Raw genomic sequence first — 15,394 nt, 5'->3', positions numbered from 1 at the left:
GAGGGACCTTCTCAACCCCGGACCGTGTACGTCTGGTGCAGCACCTGTCCGTCCCGCTCCACTTCCAGCTCGATGCGCGAGGCGTCGCGCAGGCGCGCGTAGGCCTCGAGTGCGTGCTCCGCGCTGTCCAGGGACAGGCCGTTGATGCGACGCAGGGTGTCTCCATTGCGCAGGCCGAGCCGCGTGAAGAGGGAGTCCGGGCGGACGGAGAACAGCTTGAAGCCCTTGGCCACTCCATCCTGGAAGGCGGGGGCCACCCGGGCCTGCATGGCGACCTGGTTGATGTTGGCGAGCGAGTGGGCCACTTCCTGGCGGGAAATCTCGTAGGACTCGGGGCCCACCTGCTGGATGGACGAGTTCGAGACAGCGGGCCTGGGAGCGACGGGGGCATTGGTCGGCTGGAACTCGATGGCCTCGAGTTGTCCCTCGCGCGACAGCAGGACCCGGGTGCGCTCGATGGCGACCACCCGCGACCCATCGAATTCCTCGCCCAGCCACACCGAGCGCGTGCGCCGGGCCGGGTTCTCGAACACGGAGGCGAAGCTGTGGGTGCCAATCATCGTGCCCAGCAGCCGCAGGTCCGAGCGCGTGGGCACGGCGTGTGTGTCGTCGGGAGCGGGGATGACTTCCCGGCGCAGCTTCTCCGGAAGCCCGAGGTAGCGGCGCAGCGGTGCGAGGGCGAGGGGCGTGGGCATCTCCTCCTGGCGCGGAGGCATCTTCCGGACGACCGTGTCCAAAGCGGGAGGAGGGGGCTGCATCCAGGCATCCACCACGGAGTTCAGCGCGAGGGCGAGCATCAGACACGCGCAGGCCACGCAGAGCAGGGAGAGGGCGGGAAAGGCACGGCGGAGGAGGAGGTTCATGCCGTGCCTCCAGAGCAAGTCTGGGACCAGCGGTCGCTCCCGAGGGAAACACCTCCCTGTGCGCACCTTGGGTGTGCCGGATTGTCAGGAGCGTGCGCGCGGGAGGTGACAGGGCGTCCGCATCCGTTAGCCTCCCGCCCATGCTCACCGAGGTCAGCGCGGGTCCCTACACGGTTCGAGGCATTTCGGTGGGCGGCGTATACACGTCGTTGCAGGTGCCGGAACTGGGCGTGGTGCTCGATGCGGGCGTGCCCATCCGCTCCTTCGCCGGAACGGATCGCATCTTCTTGAGCCACGGACACTCGGACCATGCGAGCGCGCTCGGGTCCCTGCTCGGCATCCGTTGCCTCATCGGCAAGGGGCCGCCCCAGGTGTTCCTGCCCGCGGAGATCGAAACACCCCTGTGCGAGTCCCTGGCCGTCCAGAGCCGGCTCCTGCGTGCCTCCCTGGACGTGGAGACGGTGCCCATGCGTCCGGGCGACACCCAGCACCTGGGACATGGCTTGTTCGTCCGCGCCTTCCGCACGCATCATCCGGTGCCCTCGCTCGGCTACCAGTTCTTCCGTCGCGTCTCCAAGCTCAAGCCCGAGCACCAGGGCCTGCCTCCGGAGGAGATCGCCCGGAGGCGCAAGGCGGGCGAGCCCCTGTTCGACGAGATGGATCGGCTGGAACTGGCCTACGCCACGGACACGCTCTCGCGCGTCCTGGAGAGCGCGCCCGAGGTGCTTCACAGCCGGGTGTTGATCCTCGAGTGCACGTTCCTCGGGGACAAGCGCACGGTGAGCGATGCCCAGGAGCGGGCGCATCTGCACTTCGATGAAATCCTCGCGCGGGCGGAACTCTTCCAGAACGAGGCGCTGGTGCTGATGCACTTCAGCCAGGCGTACAGCCCCGAGGAAGTGCACGCCGTCATCCGCGCCCAGACTCCGGAAGTGCTGCGCGAGCGGTTGCGCGTCTTCGCGCCCACATCGGGCCGCTGGTTCGGCTGAGCAGGCGTGGTCGGCCGACCGCGTTGTGTTCCCCCTGCCACGCTCGCCGGGTGTGGGGTCGTGCGCCGTGCGTCCGGAAGTGCCCGGGATCACTGGGCTCGGGGCGCTGGCATCCCGTGTGCTCTGTCCCGTGGACCAGGAGGAATCCAAGTCATGGGCAAGCGCGTGGGTGTACTGATGGGCGGCTGGGGCGAGGAGCGGGAGATTTCCTTGAAGACCGGCGAGGCCATGGTGGCGGCGCTGGAGGCTCGCGGCCACGAGGTGGTGCGGGTCTTCGCCGGACCCGGGCTGGACCGGACCTTGCGCGCGGCGTCGCTCGACGTGGCCGTGCTCGCGCTGCACGGCCGCATGGGCGAGGACGGCAAGGTGCAGGGCCTGCTGGAGTTGATGGGTGTGCCCTACACGGGCTCGGGGCTGCTGGCGTCCGCGCTGGCGATGAACAAGCCCATGGCCAAGAAGCTCTTCCGGTTGCACAACCTGCCCACGCCCCATGGCTACTCCGTGGGTCGATCGGAAGTCTCCCGGGTCCTGCAACTGCACGGCGACCTGGGCTTTCCCTGCGTGGTGAAGCCCGCGTGCGGGGGCTCGTCGGTGGGGCTCGCCGTGGTGCGCGAGTCTGGAGCGCTCGGGCCCGCCGTGGAGCGCGCGAGCCACTTCGGGGGCGAGGCCCTGGTGGAGCGCCTGGCGCACGGCCGCGAGGTGACGGTGGGCATCCTCGGAGACGAGGTGCTCGGCTCCTGCGAGATCGCCACGCCGCGCGAGGGCTTCGACTTCGACGCCAAGTACAAGGGGGGCTCGCGCTATTTCCTGCCCGCGCGTCTGTCTCCCACGCGTCTGGGCAACGTGGAGGCCCTGGCGCTCGCCGCGTACCGGGCCCTGGGGTGCCGAGGTTATGGACGCGTTGATCTGATCTGCTCGGACGAGGACAACGACGTGGTGCTCGAGGTGAACACCCTGCCGGGCATGACGCCCACGAGCCTGCTGCCGAAGATCGCCGCGGCGCGGGGCCTGGATTTTCCCTCGCTGATGGAGCGCATCCTGGCGCTCGCCACGCGCGACGAAGGGGATGGGGTGGGGGAGGTGTCCCGGCCCCTGGAGGAGGTGCGGCGCGCGGCGGGTTGAGGCGGCGGAGGGGCACAAGCATTTGACAGCCACCTGACCCGTCCCTATTGTCCGGCGCTTCGTAGGGCCCTGGAAAGACAAACTCTTGTCATTCCGGGCACATACAAGGAGGGGGGGCCTCCGCTGGACCGAGTGCGGCGGTCGGTGTGGGTCGGTCTTTCTCTCCGCCGGGCAAGGTAAGGACCGCGGCGAAGTCACCCGCGGGAGGGGCCAGGTCAGATGACCACTGTCGAGATCATCTTCTTGGGCGTGTATTTCAGCGTCCTGTGCGTGCTGGCGGTCTACGGATCGCACCGCTACCGGATGGCGTATCTGTACTACCGCCACAAGTTCAAGCTGCCCACGCCGCGAGGCACCCTGACGGCGCTGCCGCGGGTCACCATCCAGCTGCCCATCTTCAACGAGATGTACGTGGTGGAGCGCCTGGTGGAGTCGGTGTGCCGCATCGACTATCCGCGCGAGCTCCTGGAGATCCAGGTGCTGGACGACTCGACGGACGAGACGTGCGGCATCGCGCGGGCGTGCGTGGAGCGCCAGCGTCAGGCGGGCCACGACATCGTCTACGTGCACCGCACCAACCGCCAGGGCTTCAAGGCGGGCGCGCTGGAGAACGGCCTGGCGACGGCCCGGGGCGAGTTCGTGGCGGTGTTCGACGCGGACTTCGTGCCCGCGCCGGACTTCCTGCTGCGCACGGTGCCCTTCTTCGCCGATTCGCAGGTGGGCATGGTCCAGGTGCGCTGGGGCCACCTCAACCGCGACTACTCCATCCTGACCCAGGCGCAGAGCATCTTCCTGGATGGCCACTTCATCATCGAGCACACGGCGCGCAACCGCTCGGGCTGCTTCTTCAACTTCAACGGCACGGCGGGCATCTGGCGGCGCGTGACGATCTCCGACGCGGGCGGCTGGCAGCACGACACGCTCACCGAGGACCTGGATCTGAGCTACCGCGCGCAGATGAAGGGCTGGCAGTTCATCTTCCTGCCCGAGGTCATCTCCCCGGCCGAGGTGCCGGTGGACATGAACGCCTTCAAGAGCCAGCAGCACCGCTGGGCCAAGGGCTCCATCCAGACGGCGCGCAAGCTGTTGCCGATGATCCTCAAGAGCGACCTGCCCTTCGCCGTCAAGCGCGAGGCCTTCTTCCACCTCACCAACAACGTGGCCTATCTGTTGATGGTGCTGCTCAGCGCGCTCATGCCGCTGTCCATGGTGGTGCGCTTCCAGCACGGCCTGTACGGCACGCTGTTCCTGGACCTGCCCTTCTTCCTCAGCGCCACCGCGAGCGTGTGCTTCTTCTACGTGGCGGCCCAGCGCGAGCGCGGCGCCAAGGGGTGGGAGCGCTTCAAGTACCTGCCCTTCCTGATGAGCCTGGGCATTGGCATGGCCATCAACAACGCCCGCGCGGTGCTCGAGGCGCTGCTGGGTCAGCAGTCCGCCTTCTCACGCACGCCGAAGACGGGCGCCGAGGGCAAGAAGATCGTCGCCGTGAAGAAGAGCTACCGGGGCGACAAGACGCTCATGCCCATCATCGAGCTGTCCTTCGCGCTCTACTTCACCGGGGCGCTGTGGTTCGCCATCGACAAGCACATCTACACCTCGCTGCCCTTCATCCTGCTCTTCCAGCTGGGCTTCCTGTACGTGGGCGTGTCGAGCCTGCTGCAGGGCCGGTTGAAGTTCAGTGAGTCCGCGCCCTCGGCCGTGGTCGCCGAGGAGCAGACCCGCCGCGCGGCTTGAGCGAGGGCCGCGCGCTCCAGCGCTCAGGGGGCGTCGGGGGTCCCGGCGTCCGGGGCCTGGGCGGGTTCGCCCCGGAGCAGCCTCTGCTCCTTCCACGTGGGCGCGGGGCCCTGGGGGGCTGGACGGCAGTCTTCGTCCAGCGCCGTCGAGGCCACCGAGCGCAGGGTGAGGCCCTGGTCGTCACAGCGCACCGCTTCTGTCGGAAAGAGGACAGGGCAGGCGATGCCTCCGGGCGTGAAGGTCGTCGCCTGGGTGTTGCCCACGAACCCCTCGGGGGTGCGGTGCAGGACGATGTTCACCGTGGTGCCCGCGTCCGGAGCCGCTTCCCGCTGCTCGCGCGCCCGAGTCACCGCCAGCGTCAACGTTCCTCCGTCGTCCTCGCCCAGGTAGCGGAACGCGGGGTTGTCCGCGTGGTGGTACGTGCCCGTCTGGCTCTTCTCACACCCAGGGGGAACCTGGAGGGGCGGTGGGGTGACGGGCGGTGCGGGGGTTCGGGCCGGACAGGCCATGAGGACGGTGGCGAGGCCACCGGTGGCGATCCAGAAGCGCTTTCGTGACATGGAAGACAATCCTCCCTCAGTTTGATTCCTCGCGTCTGACTCTCTAACCTTGGGCCCGTCATGCACCTGCGCCGCGTCCTGCTGCTCGCGTTGATTTTCTGTTTCGCCGCGCCTTCCGCCTTCGCCCAGGAGGATGAGTTCCTCACTCCCCTGGCGCCCGCGCCGGCCGCGAAGAGCAAGGGCAAGGTGGTCAAGCAGCGCAAGCCCGCCAAGGGCAAGAAGCCCGCCAAGGGCGCCGAGGAGGAGCCGCTGGAGTCCGAGTTCCTCACGCCGCTCGTCAAGAAGACCGAGCTGCTCGTGAAGTTCAGCGGGGTGGCGCGAGGAACCCGCCTGTTCGTGGACGACAAGGAACTGGGTCCCGTGAGCCGCACGCCCGTGGAACTGGAGCCCGGTGAGCACTCCATCGTGGTGCGCAAGATGGGCTATCGGGACTTCTCCCGGCGCGTCACCTTGAAGCCGGGTGAACTCACCGAGGTGGCCGTGTCCTTGGATGCCACGGCGGGTTTCGTGTCCGTGAAGGCCGATGTCGCGGGCGCGCGCGTGCTCGTCAATGGCGAGGACAAGGGCCAGGCACCCCTCGACAGTCTGATGCTCCCGGCCGGCTCCTACGAAATCACCGTGGAGCGCGAGGGCTTCCGCCCCGAGACCAAGCGCATCGCCGTGCGTGCCGGCAAGGACTACTCCGTCGAGGTCAATCTGCGTCCTGAGGCCATCGCCCAGACGGATCAGCCGCGGGCGCCCATCCTCACGCCGAGCGAGACCAGTTCGTCTCCGCTCAAGCCACTTCCCACCGAGGTCTCCACCAGCAAGCCGCTCACCTCGCGGTGGTACTTCTGGGCGGGCGTGGGCGCCGTGGTCGCCGCCGCCGCCGTGGGGGCCGTGGTGGCGACCTCCCAGCCCCTGGGGGTGAACGACGTGTGCCCGAGCGGTTGCGACGCCGTCATCAATCCCCCGGGCGCCTCCAGCGTGGGCAGGGTCGCCTTCTGAGTCCCCGTCAGGGGATGCGGCCGAAGCGCTCCGGGTTCGCGGAGATGTAGACCACCGCCAGCGCCACGGCGAGCAGTAGGGGCGCGGCGCGCGTGAAGACGCGGGGGCCGGCACGCAAGGCGATGCCCACGGGTACTCCGAAGAGGAAGCCTCCCAGGTGCCCCGCCCAGCTCACGCCGGGAAGCAGGCTGAGCGCCGCCACCTGCAACAACCAGAAGATGATGCTCCGGCGGAACTCCCGCGTGGCCGTCAGCAGCACCGCCCCGCCGTAGCCGAGGATCATCCCCGAGGCGCCCACCGTGGGGATGTTGAAGTTGAAGAGCAGGGCGAAGGCGGACGAGCCCAGCGCGGTGATGACGGACAGCATCAGGAATCGCCTGCTGCCGATGGCCCGTTCGAAGGGGCCGCCGAGCGAGTAGGCCACCCACATGTTGAAGCCCAGGTGCAGCGGGCCTCCATGGGTGAAGATGAAGCCGAGCGTCCGCCAGTACTCGCCCTCTTGCACGAGGGGCCCATAGAGCGCGAGTTGCCGGAAGAGGGGGCCCATGCGCCCATTGAGGGTGCCGCCCCCGCTCAGGACGGCGTCCAGGACGAACAGCGCCACCGAGCCCCCGATGATGGCCGCGCAGACGGGCGGGGGCCGGGGCATCCGCGCACGAGGAGGCTCGGGCGGAGGCTCGGCCCGTTCGGGCTCGGGCTCGGGGGGCAACTGTAGGGGGCCAAGGGGATTGCTGGGAGAGGTCATCCAGTGCTCGGAAGGGGGCAGCGCATGGTAGTGCCGCCACGGGTCGGGCGCTCGCGGGATGTAACATGCCCTCCATGCCCGCCCATCCGCGTCACTGGCCCCTGCTTGCCCTGTTCCTCCTGTCCGGGAGCGCCACGGCCGGGGACTTCGTCCCGCCCGAGGTGCAGTTCTCCCTGCAACACCTCAAGAACGAGGAGAAGGCCCGGGCGGCCCAGGCGCTCGGACCCCTGGAGGCCTTGCCCGGCTACCAGGTGCGATTGGAGTTGGACCCTCCGGCGCGCAAGGTGAAGGGCCATCTGCGGGTGGAGTTGCGCGTGCGTGACCGCGCGCTGGACGCCGTGCACCTGCGCGTCACCCCCAATGCCTTCGATCCCCGGATGATGCTCGAGGCGGCGACGGTGAACGGACAGCCCGTGAAGCTCGAGCGCCCCGAGGATGGGCTCTACCGGCTGCCGCTGGCCGCTCCCGTGGCGCCGGGGGGCACGGTGGTGGTGGAGGTGGACCTGGAGGGGCGGGTGCCTCGCGCGCAGCCGGGCACGGGCTCGCTCCTGGGGGCGCTCGGCGCGTCGGGAGGCGGTAGCGCGGGCGGCGACTACGGGGCCTTCTCCGCCACGGAGGACTTCTTGAGCCTGGTGGGCGTGGTGCCGCTGGTGCCGCCCCTCGACGCCGGGGGGACTCCCTGGGCCGGCCCCACGGGCGTGGGCGATCTGGCGCTGTACGAGCCCGCCAACGTGCTCGCGAGCATTCTCGTGCCCTCGGGTTGGAAGGTGCATGCCACGGGCGTGGCGATGGGCGAGGTGCCCCAGAAGGATGGCCGGGTGCGCTTCAGCTTCGCGGCGGGCGCGGTGCGCGACTTCCCCGTGTTCGCCTCGCGCGGCTATGAGAGCGCCACGGCGACGGTGAATGGCGTGAGCGTGGAGAGCCACTTCTCGGCCCGGGACGCGGTGGTGGGCAAGCGCGTGCTCAAGTACGCGGGGGACGCGCTCACCGAGTTCGAGCGGCGCCTGGGGCCCTTGCCCTTCAAGACCTTCCGCGTGGTGGAGGCGCCCTTGTCGGGAGGCGCGGGCGGCATGGAGTTTCCCGGCCTCGTCACCGTGGGCACGTCGCTCTACCGGGGCGTGGCCAACCCGGAGAGCGCGCTCGAGGGCATTCCGGGTATGGAGCAGATGCAGGGGCTGTTGAGCGCCATGGGCGGTGACGCGGCGCCGCTCGGCCAGTTCGCCAAGGTGCTCGAGCGCACGCTCGAATTCACCGTCGCTCACGAGGTGGCGCACCAGTATTTCGCGGGGCTGGTGGGCTCGGATCCCATCAACGCGCCCGTGGTGGACGAGTCCCTGGCCCAGTACTCGGCGCTGCTCTACATGGAGTGGAAGCACGGGCGCGACGTGGCGGAGCAGATGCGGCGGGACGCGCTCGTGGCGGCCTACCACATGATGCGCATGTCGGGCGGCAAGGACGGCCCGGCGGACCGGCCCACCTCGGGCTTCGAGGATCCCTTGCAGTATGGCGCGCTGGTGTACGGCAAGGCGCCCTTGCTGCATCACGCCTCGCGCAAGCTCATCGGCGACGAGGCCTTCTTCAAGGGTCTGCGCGCCTACGTGGACACGTACCGCTTCAAGTGGACGTGCTCGGACTGCTTCACCCGGGAGCTGGCCAAGGCCAGTCCCTCGCACGAGAAGCAGCTCGAGCGCCTGCGCGTGCGCTGGTGGCGGGAAGCGCACGGGGACGAGGACCTGGGTCAGCCCAACCTGGGCTCGCTCCTGGGCGGCGGCGCGGGCGGCGCCGCCATGGACGCCGAGACGATGAAGCTCATGGAGGAGCTTCTGCCGGGCCTGTTGAACATGGGCGAGGAGTAGGGGCTCAGTCGAACAGCGCCTGGACGAACTCCTTCGGGTTGAAGCGGCGCAGGTCGGCGACCTTCTCGCCGACGCCCACCCACACCACGGGCAGCTTCAGCTCGTCGCAGATGCCGATGATGACGCCGCCCTTGGCGGTGCCGTCCAGCTTGGTGAGCGCGAGCGCGGTGACGCCCACCGCCTCGTGGAACTGCCGGGCCTGCTGGATGGCGTTCTGCCCGTTGGTGGAGTCGAGCACCAGCAGCACCTCGTGGGGAGCCCCGGGCAGCGCCTTGTCGATGGTGCGCTTCACCTTCTTGAGCTCATCCATGAGGCTCACCTTGGTGTGCAGCCGTCCCGCCGTGTCCGCGATGATGACGTCCGCGCCCTCGGTCTGTGCCTTCTTCACCGCCTCGAAGATGACCGAGCCGGGGTCCGCGCCCTCGGCGCCCTTCACCAACTGGGCGTTGGCGCGCTCGGCCCACACGTCGAGCTGCTCGGTGGCGGCGGCGCGGAACGTGTCGCCCGCGGCGAGCACCACCTTCTTGCCCTGGCTCGTGAGCTGAGCGGACAGCTTGCCGATCGTCGTCGTCTTGCCCGCGCCATTGACGCCCACCACCATCACCACGTGCGGCGGACCTCCACCCTCCAGTGTGCGCGGCACGGGCAGGTCCACGATGCGCGTCACCTCGTCGCGGATGAGCGACTTGATGCGGCTCGCGTCGCTCAGCTCGTTGCGCTTGAGCTTCTCGCGCGCCACCTCCACCAGGTTGGACGCGGTGCGCACGCCGATGTCCGCGGTGAAGAGGATTTCCTCCATCTCCGCGAGCACGGACTCGTCCACCTGCCGGTTGGAGCCGAACAGGCCATTGAGCCGCGCCATGAAGCCCTGGCTGCGCGTCTTGTCCAGGCCCTGCGCGAGCGTGCGGCCCGCCTCGGCCTCCACCTTGGCGCGCGCGGCCGCTTCCTCGGCGCGCCGGGCCTCCTCCTCGGCCGCCGCCTCGCGCGCCTTCTCCTCGCGCACCAGCCGCTCGGCCTCCTCGCGCTCGCGCTTGCGCCGCTCGCGCGTCTCGTCGTCCAGCGCCTTCTTCGCGCGGTACTCGGCGCGCTTCTCCTCCTCCTCGCGAGCCTTGAGGTCGCGCACCTGGGCTTCCAGGCGGGCACGCTCGGTGGCGTCCGACGTGGCCTTCGCCGCGCGCACGGCTTCCTCGCGCTGACGGGTGAGTGCCTCGGCGCGCTCGTGCACCTCCTCGGCCTCGCGGCGCCGGGCGAGCTCCGCCTCGCTGGGCGGCAGCTCCACGCGCAGCTCCGGCCGCTCCTCGGGCAGCGCGGGCCGCTCACCCGGTGCCTTGCCCGGGGCGGGCCTGGCGGTCGGCTCCGCGCGGCGCTTGAAGAAGAGCTTGCGCGCGGCGGCCACCATGAGCGCGATGAGCAGCACGGCGGCGGTGACGCCCACCAGGGTTCCCACGGGACCACTCTCGGGAGGCGGCGTGCCCGTCTCCGGCACCCCGGGCTGGGTGGTGGGCGGAGGAGGCGGCTGAGGGGAGGGCGCCTGCGCGAGGAGGAAGGGGAGGGCGGTGGGCGTCTGCATGGCGCGCACCGCATATCGCAAGATGCTCCGCGAGGCCTACCTCTCTTCGTGGGGAGCGCCCCTCGGTGAACAGGTACGGGCGGGTGGATGAAGCGCGGGGAAGCCGGTAGAAACGGGCTCGTCATGCCCCGTCCCTCGCTCCTCGCCTTCCTGTTGTGCGTGTCCCCGCTCCTGCCGGCCTGCATCGTCGAGGCCCCCGGTGGCGCCAGCCCCAACGAGCGGCGGCAGGCGGTGGTGGCCGAGGTGCCTCCGCTGTCCGTGAAGGGGGGCGCCAACTTCGAGGACACGGTGGAGTTGGTGGGCGCGAGCGTGCAGCCGGGCCGCCTCACGCCAGGAGACGTGGCGCGCGTCACCGCCTACTTCAAGGTGCTCAAGCCCCTGGACGAGGACTACATCGTCTTCGTCCACGTGGAGGACGCCGAGGGGCGCATGGAGCGCGTCAACGTCGACCACAAGCCGGCCGGCGGGCTCTACCCCACCACCCAGTGGAAGCCCGGTGAGACGGTGAAGGACGAGTTCGCCATCGCCATCCCCGCCACCTCCCCCGCGCGGACCATCAACCTGTGGATGGGCTTCTGGGATCCGAAGACGGACGGACGCCTGCAGCTCAAGAACCCGGAGGCGGTGCGCAACGACGGGCGCAGCCGCATCCTGCTCATGCAGATTCCCGTGGCGCGGTGACGTGCGCGCGGCGGGAAAAAACCGGAGTGGCCCTGTAAGCCGAGTCCTGTCCCCACCCCTTTCGAGGTGGGCGGTGAACATTCATCTAGGGCCCTGGTTGCCCAGGGGCCTCATCAGCGAGCAACCCGAGCGCATGGGGCGGGCAACCCGTGTCCCCCGAGAGGGACGCGCTCCTATTGGCTCTTGCTCCAGGTGGGGTTTTCCGTGCCGTCCGAGTCACCCCGGACGCGGTGCGCTCTTACCGCACCGTTTCACCCTTACCGGCCCCTCGCGGAACCGGCGGTTTGTTTTCTGTGGCACTGTCCTGCGAGTCACCTCGACTGGCCGTTAGCCAGCACCCTGCCCTTTGGAGCTCGGACTTTCCTCCCGTCACCCGTGCCTGCGGTGACCAGCGTTCACCCGGACCACTCCGGCCCCCCTCTCATAGCACGGGGACGTGGGTGCTTCACATCCGCTCGTCGATGGCGCGGCTGCTCATCTCGTCGGCGGCCTTGTTCTTCTCGCGCGGCACGTGGACGAGCTTCACCCGGTCGAAGTGCTTGAGCAGGCCGGTGGCTTCCTCGTAGAGCGGGCGCAGGGTGGGGCTCTTCACCTGGTAGCGCCCCTGGAGCTGGCGGATGAGCAGCTCGCTGTCGGCGAGCACTTCCAGCTCCCGGACCTTGAGGTGCCGCGCGTGCTCGAGCCCCAGCAGCAGACCCATGTACTCGGCGTAGTTGTTCGTCTGCACGCCGAGGAAGCGGCCAAGGCGGGCCACCACGCGACCGTCCCCATCCACGAGCACGGCACCCGCGCCGGCGGGACCTGGATTGCCCCGGGCGGCGCCATCGGAGAAGAGCTTGAGGCGCGTGGCGCTGCTCTCGGGGAGCGCGGGCGGTGCCTGGGCGGGCGCGGGGGGTGGACGCTCCGAGAGCTTCGTGGCCGCGGCTTCCAGCAAGCGGCCCACGTCCTCCCGGGTGAAGCCGGGGAAGGCCCGCACCGTTCCGGTGAGCGGCTCCTCACGCGCGATGTAGCGCAGGAGATCGGCGAGATCCGGCGGAGCCATCACCCGCGACTACTTCTCGGCCGGCGTTTCGAGCGCTTCGACGGCGTAGATGATGCGGTTGCAGGACGGGCACACGTCGGTGCCGAGCGACACGCGCAGGTTGTTGTAGAGCTGGGGAGGCACGTTCATCCGGCAGCCCAGACACGTGCCACCCTGCACCACGCCCACCATGGCCGGCAGCTTCTTCTTGCGGATGGTCTCGTAGCGGCGCAGCAGGGTGGGATCCACGCCCGCGGACACCGAGGAGCGCTTGGCCTCGAGCTCCTTCACCTGGTTCTCGGCGAGGCTCTGCTTGGAGCGCAGCTCCGTCATGCGCACCGACAGCTGCTCCTGCCGGGTGGCGAACTCGGCCTCCTTGCCCTTGACCGCCTCGCGCGCGCCACCGAGCGTCTTGCTCAGCTCGACGAGCTCATCGGCCATGGTCTGGTTGGCCTTCTTCGCGATGTCGATTTCCCGGGCGAGCGCGGAGTACTCGCGCGTGGAGCGCTGCTCGGCGAGCCGCGCCTCCCACTTCTTCACCTTGTCCTTCTCGTCGGTGATGTTCTGCTCGAGCGTGCTCTTCTGCCGCTCGATGTCCGTCACGCGGTTGCGCTCCGCCTCGATGGCACTGCGCGCGGCGCCCAACTCGCGCTCCAACTCCGCCAGCTGCCGGGGGTGCACGTCCGCGGCCTTCCGGAGCGAGGCGACCTCGAGGTCCACCTTCTGCAGCTCCGCCAGTGCCTTCAGTTTCTCCCGCAAAATCGTCTGCCTCCATGGGGGGCCCTACCCCGGGGCCCGGGCCCTTCTACCAACAAGGGTTTGAAGGGTCCAACGCACAAATCACCCTCCTGTCATCCACGGGCGGCCGACCGGCCGGGCGCAGTGGGCCGCTTCCTCAAGGGCCAGCCACGCGAACGTGCGTTTCCGCCGAGGGGGAGCGAGGTGGGATGGCGAAAAGTTTCCGTCCGGGTGGAAAGCTGCTACATGTCGAAACATGTCAGCCGGGGGACGTCCCATGCAGCCCAAGAAGCCCACCACGCCCAGGCGCAGGCCGAGTTCCGCGGTGGCCGTGAAGCCGCCGCGCCGTCCCGTGGGGGTACAGACCCTGGGGCCGCTGCGCTATGCCCAGGTGCGCCGGGTGATCCACCAGCTCGCGGCCTCGGCCGAGCGCGAACCGAGGTAGGCGAAAAAACCAGGGGGCTCCACCCGCCTTGGGTGAAAGCCCCCTGGGTGTAGCTCTCAGAGCTCGTCTTCGTCTTCCGCCACGGGCTCGGCGTCCTCGTCCTCGAAATCGGCTCCTTCCTCGTCCTCGCCGACCTCGGCCTCCTCCGGCTCGGGTGTGGGCTCGATGATCTTGGGGGCGGCGGACAGCCGCCCCCTCCGGCCCTCGGTGGGAGCCTTGAGCGCGGGGCTCTCCCGTTGATCCGCGCCGCATTTCGGGCACAGAGGGTCTGGCTTCTTCATGTCGTAGAACTTCGTGCTGCATTTGAAGCAGACGAACTTGTTCCCGAGGTCCTTCGCGGGCATGCGCCACCTTCTATGTCAAGAGGGTAGGGGACGGCGGCTCTTAGTTGGGCTGGCAGACGGAGTCAACCCAGTGGTTTGCACTCTAGCGCCATGGGGTTAGCATTCCGCACGCTCGCCCAGGGTGTGCGTGCGTGGGACATCCCTCTTGAACTTCTCCTGCAACAAGTGTCAGCGGCGGTACTCCATCGCGGACGACAAGGTCCGCGGCAAGACCGTCAAGGTGCGCTGTAAGAATTGCCAGAACGTCATTTCGGTGGAGGGTCCCCCCGCCGAACTCGAGGAGAGCACGCGCGTCGTGTCCCTGGCGGACGTGGAGCGTCTGCGCGAGCAGGACCGTTCGCTCGCCGAGGAAGAGGCGGCTGTCCAGGCCGCGCCAGCGGCGGGAGGGTGGGAGGATGAGCCCACGCGCGCCATGCCGGCCGGAGAGGCCGCCGCGTCCTGGTTCGTGATGATCAAGAGCAAGCAGGAGGGTCCTCTCGACGAGGGAGCCCTGCGCGCGCTCGTGGCCGAGGGCACCGTCACCCCCCGGAGCTATTTCTGGCAGCAGGGCATGGCGGACTGGAAGCGGGGACAGGAACTGCCCGCGCTCGAGGGCATCTTCGTGGCCGAGGAGCCGCCCGCCGTCGCCGCGCCGCCTCCGGCCGCCCCGGAGCCCGAGCCCGAGCCGGAGCCCACTCCCGCGGCGCGCTCCTCCACGTCGTGGCAGCCGGAGCCTCCGCTTCCGTCGCAGACGACCTGGAGCACCGAGCCCGAGCCCGCCGCGCGGGCGGCTCCCGCCTCCACGCCCTGGGAGCCCGAGCCCGAGTCCGCCGCCGCGCCTTCCGACGTCAACGCCCCCTCGGCGCAGCTCGGGGAGCTGTTCTCCGACCTGGACCTGCCGCAGTCCTCGCCCTCCGAGGAAGAGCCGGATCGCCCCCTGGTGGACTCGCGGTTGGACGAGGGGCGCTCTCCGGCGCTCGAGGCGTCTCCCGCCGCGTCCAAGAGCGTCAAATCGGCGAGCAAGCCGGGCGCGCGGCGGCGCTCTCCGGCGTTGAAGATCCTCCTGGTGCTCGTGCTGTTGGTGGTGGTGCCCGTGGGCCTGTTGATCGCCCTCACCGAGACGCAGGTGATTCCCCTGCGGGTCACTCGCGCGGATGCCCAGGGCCGTCTGGTGCGGGAGCCCGTGTCCATCTTCTCGGCCGAGGGGGTGGAGGAGCTGCGCAACCTGTTGCTGGGCAACTCGACGCCGCCGCCCCCCGCGCCGAAGCCCGCGCCCGCCGCGCCGCCCGCCGCGCCCGCTCCCGAGGCTCCAGCCGCCCAGGAGAAGCAAGCCCCCGCCGAGCCCCAGGACGCGCCCGCTCCGGACGAGACGGCCGCCGCTCCCGGGGATGCCGTGGGGGATGAGTTGACCCCTCTGGGAGACGCCGCTCCCCAGGGCGATGCCCCCGCCGCTCCGCCTCCCGGTCCGCCCCAGGCGGAGGTGGCTCGCGTGGTGGATGCCTCCCGTCCCGGCTTCAAGCCCTGCATCGATCAGGCCCTGCGCAAGAACCCCAAGCTGCGCAACGGCAAGCTGCTGCTCATCACCACGGTGGGCAGCTCGGGCGAAGTGAAGCAGGTGGCCTTCGATCGGGCGGACATTGGCGCCTCGCCCTCGGGAGAGTGCTTCAACGAGCGCGCCCGGGAGTTGGTGTTCCCCGCCTTCTCGGGCGAGGACGTCGAGATCGAGATCCCGCTCGTCCTCAAGTCCCGCTAGTCGCGCG

Annotated in this window: 15 protein-coding genes and 1 other RNA gene; 8 read left to right on the top strand and 8 right to left on the bottom strand. The window is 69.6% G+C overall.

All coding sequences use genetic code 11. The annotated features are described in order from the left end of the window. Positions 1-11: 11 nt before the first annotated feature. Positions 12-863 carry a type II secretion system protein GspC gene (gene gspC, locus MEBOL_RS06985; protein WP_095976679.1) on the bottom strand — a complete coding sequence of 284 codons (852 nt, stop codon included), beginning with the start codon at positions 861-863 and terminating at the stop codon, positions 12-14. 140 nt (positions 864-1,003) lie between these two features. Between gspC and MEBOL_RS06980 the strand changes: the two genes are divergently transcribed. The 3 genes from MEBOL_RS06980 to MEBOL_RS06970 all read left to right on the top strand — a co-directional run bounded on the left by MEBOL_RS06980 (position 1,004) and on the right by MEBOL_RS06970 (position 4,708). Then, a complete protein-coding gene (locus tag MEBOL_RS06980) occupies positions 1,004-1,852 on the top strand; it encodes an MBL fold metallo-hydrolase (protein ID WP_095976678.1) in 849 nt (282 codons plus the stop codon). Between the two features lie 153 nt (positions 1,853-2,005). Further along, complete coding sequence (locus tag MEBOL_RS06975; protein ID WP_095976677.1) at positions 2,006-2,974, top strand: D-alanine--D-alanine ligase; 969 nt, start codon at positions 2,006-2,008, stop codon at positions 2,972-2,974. A gap of 219 nt (positions 2,975-3,193) precedes the next feature. After that, positions 3,194-4,708, top strand: a complete 1,515-nt coding sequence (locus MEBOL_RS06970) for a cellulose synthase family protein (RefSeq protein WP_095976676.1) — start codon at positions 3,194-3,196, stop codon at positions 4,706-4,708. A 23-nt stretch (positions 4,709-4,731) separates the two neighbouring features. Here the strand turns inward: MEBOL_RS06970 and MEBOL_RS06965 are convergent, their stop codons facing one another. Further along, entirely contained in the window at positions 4,732-5,268 is a 537-nt protein-coding gene (locus MEBOL_RS06965; RefSeq protein WP_095976675.1) for a hypothetical protein, read from the bottom strand. 60 nt (positions 5,269-5,328) lie between these two features. On the opposite strand from MEBOL_RS06965, the gene MEBOL_RS06960 reads away from it, so the two are divergent. After that, positions 5,329-6,255: a PEGA domain-containing protein gene (locus MEBOL_RS06960; protein ID WP_095976674.1), complete on the top strand. Its 927-nt coding sequence runs from the start codon at positions 5,329-5,331 to the stop codon at positions 6,253-6,255. A gap of 7 nt (positions 6,256-6,262) precedes the next feature. On the opposite strand, the gene MEBOL_RS06955 is transcribed toward MEBOL_RS06960, so the two are convergent. After that, positions 6,263-7,000: a rhomboid family intramembrane serine protease gene (locus MEBOL_RS06955; protein WP_245919519.1), complete on the bottom strand. Its 738-nt coding sequence runs from the start codon at positions 6,998-7,000 to the stop codon at positions 6,263-6,265. Between the two features lie 65 nt (positions 7,001-7,065). Here MEBOL_RS06955 and MEBOL_RS06950 point away from each other — a divergent pair, with 65 nt between their 5' ends. Next, positions 7,066-8,856 (top strand): M1 family aminopeptidase, encoded by a 1,791-nt coding sequence (locus MEBOL_RS06950; protein ID WP_095976672.1) that lies wholly within the window; start codon positions 7,066-7,068, stop codon positions 8,854-8,856. 4 nt (positions 8,857-8,860) lie between these two features. On the opposite strand, the gene ftsY is transcribed toward MEBOL_RS06950, so the two are convergent. Next, complete coding sequence (ftsY, locus tag MEBOL_RS06945) at positions 8,861-10,426, bottom strand: signal recognition particle-docking protein FtsY (protein WP_095982628.1); 1,566 nt, start codon at positions 10,424-10,426, stop codon at positions 8,861-8,863. Between the two features lie 123 nt (positions 10,427-10,549). Here ftsY and MEBOL_RS06940 point away from each other — a divergent pair, with 123 nt between their 5' ends. Further along, complete coding sequence (locus MEBOL_RS06940; RefSeq protein WP_095976671.1) at positions 10,550-11,107, top strand: hypothetical protein; 558 nt, start codon at positions 10,550-10,552, stop codon at positions 11,105-11,107. 19 nt (positions 11,108-11,126) lie between these two features. On the opposite strand, the gene rnpB is transcribed toward MEBOL_RS06940, so the two are convergent. From rnpB to MEBOL_RS06925, 3 genes are all read right to left on the bottom strand, one after another. Beyond that, positions 11,127-11,518: RNase P RNA component class A (gene rnpB / locus MEBOL_RS06935), an RNA gene on the bottom strand. A 34-nt stretch (positions 11,519-11,552) separates the two neighbouring features. Further along, entirely contained in the window at positions 11,553-12,149 is a 597-nt protein-coding gene (locus MEBOL_RS06930; protein ID WP_095976670.1) for a ribonuclease HI family protein, read from the bottom strand. A gap of 9 nt (positions 12,150-12,158) precedes the next feature. Then, positions 12,159-12,887, bottom strand: coding sequence for a zinc ribbon domain-containing protein (locus tag MEBOL_RS06925; protein WP_095976669.1), 729 nt, complete (start codon positions 12,885-12,887; stop codon positions 12,159-12,161). Positions 12,888-13,143: 256 nt separating this feature from the next. Between MEBOL_RS06925 and MEBOL_RS40980 the strand changes: the two genes are divergently transcribed. Further along, a complete protein-coding gene (locus tag MEBOL_RS40980) occupies positions 13,144-13,311 on the top strand; it encodes a hypothetical protein (RefSeq protein ID WP_157774798.1) in 168 nt (55 codons plus the stop codon). A gap of 56 nt (positions 13,312-13,367) precedes the next feature. Here MEBOL_RS40980 and MEBOL_RS06920 read toward each other — a convergent pair whose 3' ends face one another. After that, on the bottom strand, positions 13,368-13,655 hold the full coding sequence (locus tag MEBOL_RS06920; RefSeq protein WP_095976668.1) for an FYDLN acid domain-containing protein: 288 nt from the start codon (positions 13,653-13,655) through the stop codon (positions 13,368-13,370). A gap of 145 nt (positions 13,656-13,800) precedes the next feature. Here MEBOL_RS06920 and MEBOL_RS06915 point away from each other — a divergent pair, with 145 nt between their 5' ends. After that, positions 13,801-15,387, top strand: a complete 1,587-nt coding sequence (locus tag MEBOL_RS06915) for a GYF domain-containing protein (RefSeq protein WP_095976667.1) — start codon at positions 13,801-13,803, stop codon at positions 15,385-15,387. Positions 15,388-15,394: the final 7 nt, after the last annotated feature.

It is taken from the genome of Melittangium boletus DSM 14713, assembly GCF_002305855.1.
Taxonomy (GTDB): Bacteria; Myxococcota; Myxococcia; order Myxococcales; family Myxococcaceae; genus Cystobacter; species Cystobacter boletus.
This window is presented reverse-complemented; position numbering and strand designations above follow the sequence as displayed.

What these genes read in the sequence shown, in the direction of transcription:
- MEBOL_RS06975 (WP_095976677.1), top strand. Translation starts at nt 2,006, where the DNA reads ATGGGCAAGCGCGTGGGTGTACTGATGGGCGGCTGGGGCGAGGAGCGG.
- MEBOL_RS40980 (WP_157774798.1), top strand. Translation starts at nt 13,144, where the DNA reads ATGCAGCCCAAGAAGCCCACCACGCCCAGGCGCAGGCCGAGTTCCGCG.
- MEBOL_RS06965 (WP_095976675.1), bottom strand. Translation starts at nt 5,268, where the DNA reads ATGTCACGAAAGCGCTTCTGGATCGCCACCGGTGGCCTCGCCACCGTC.
- gspC (WP_095976679.1), bottom strand. Translation starts at nt 863, where the DNA reads ATGAACCTCCTCCTCCGCCGTGCCTTTCCCGCCCTCTCCCTGCTCTGC.
- MEBOL_RS06980 (WP_095976678.1), top strand. Translation starts at nt 1,004, where the DNA reads ATGCTCACCGAGGTCAGCGCGGGTCCCTACACGGTTCGAGGCATTTCG.
- MEBOL_RS06960 (WP_095976674.1), top strand. Translation starts at nt 5,329, where the DNA reads ATGCACCTGCGCCGCGTCCTGCTGCTCGCGTTGATTTTCTGTTTCGCC.
- ftsY (WP_095982628.1), bottom strand. Translation starts at nt 10,426, where the DNA reads ATGCAGACGCCCACCGCCCTCCCCTTCCTCCTCGCGCAGGCGCCCTCC.
- MEBOL_RS06930 (WP_095976670.1), bottom strand. Translation starts at nt 12,149, where the DNA reads ATGGCTCCGCCGGATCTCGCCGATCTCCTGCGCTACATCGCGCGTGAG.
- MEBOL_RS06955 (WP_245919519.1), bottom strand. Translation starts at nt 7,000, where the DNA reads ATGACCTCTCCCAGCAATCCCCTTGGCCCCCTACAGTTGCCCCCCGAG.
- MEBOL_RS06970 (WP_095976676.1), top strand. Translation starts at nt 3,194, where the DNA reads ATGACCACTGTCGAGATCATCTTCTTGGGCGTGTATTTCAGCGTCCTG.
- MEBOL_RS06920 (WP_095976668.1), bottom strand. Translation starts at nt 13,655, where the DNA reads ATGCCCGCGAAGGACCTCGGGAACAAGTTCGTCTGCTTCAAATGCAGC.
- MEBOL_RS06940 (WP_095976671.1), top strand. Translation starts at nt 10,550, where the DNA reads ATGCCCCGTCCCTCGCTCCTCGCCTTCCTGTTGTGCGTGTCCCCGCTC.
- MEBOL_RS06950 (WP_095976672.1), top strand. Translation starts at nt 7,066, where the DNA reads ATGCCCTCCATGCCCGCCCATCCGCGTCACTGGCCCCTGCTTGCCCTG.